This is a genomic window from Psychrobacter sp. PP-21, assembly GCF_033790785.1.
Lineage (GTDB): Bacteria > Pseudomonadota > Gammaproteobacteria > Pseudomonadales > Moraxellaceae > Psychrobacter.
On the sequence record NZ_JAMYEB010000138.1, the window covers coordinates 1 to 210 of the forward strand.

Genomic DNA, 210 nt, shown 5'->3' on the forward strand with positions numbered 1-210 from the left:
TGACATCTTGAGCTAAGGCTTCATCCTCTATTTTGTAGGGCTTAATATATCGAGTGGTTTTACTATGAAGACGCTTTTTCCACTTCTGGATAGTCGTTGGACTGATATCATAGAAAACAGCAGCTTCAGCAAAGGTCATGCCCTCATCTAAGCTTTTTAAGACTTGTTTGCGATAATCTAGGGAGTAAGTCATGGTTATTTATTGTGGTA

General features: G+C 38.6%; 1 protein-coding gene. It reads right to left on the bottom strand.

Going from position 1 to position 210, the window contains the following annotated elements; translation table 11 throughout:
* A partial coding sequence (locus NJD71_RS14130) for a helix-turn-helix domain-containing protein (protein ID WP_319052469.1) occupies positions 1–193 on the bottom strand: 193 nt, incomplete at its 3' end.
* Positions 194–210: the final 17 nt, after the last annotated feature.